Origin of the sequence: Chryseobacterium sp. SIMBA_038 (assembly GCF_046535115.1) — a bacterium.
Classification (GTDB): domain Bacteria; phylum Bacteroidota; class Bacteroidia; order Flavobacteriales; family Weeksellaceae; genus Chryseobacterium.
Genome location: NZ_JAWRXH010000028.1, coordinates 1 through 444, shown reverse-complemented (window position 1 = coordinate 444; position 444 = coordinate 1). Strand labels below are relative to the sequence as shown.

The following is a 444-nucleotide window of genomic DNA, read 5'->3' as shown; positions in this document are numbered from 1 at the left end:
GGTTGCACACCGTGCATGAAGTACGCATACAGCGCGCGCACATCATCGTCAGCCAGCTTCGAGTAGGACGGGTAAGGCATGGCCGGATAGAGCCGATGGCCGTCGCGAGCAACGCCGTGTCGCAGTGCGCGGTCGAAATCCGCGAGCGTATAGCTACCGATGCCGGTTGCGCCGTCGGGTGTAATGTTCGTCGCGAAAATCGATCCCATCGGCGTGGCCATCTCGAGACCGCCCGCGAACGGTGCGCTGCGCGGGGTACTGTGGCACGCGACACAGTCGCCGAGCCGCGCGACGTATTCGCCATGCCTGATCAGTTCGGCCGACGGTACACCCGTATCGGCAGCACCGTCGAACGGCGACGCCGGCGAGCGGGTCGAGAACCAGGCGATGCCGGCCGCTGCGACAACGCAGGCCGGCAGCAGGATGGCGAGGACCTTCTTCAAG

1 pseudogene is annotated in these 444 nt (G+C 65.5%); it reads right to left on the bottom strand.

Annotated features, from left to right (window positions below):
• Nucleotides 1-444: pseudogene (locus SB689_RS22560) on the bottom strand (cytochrome C); the annotation flags it as partial.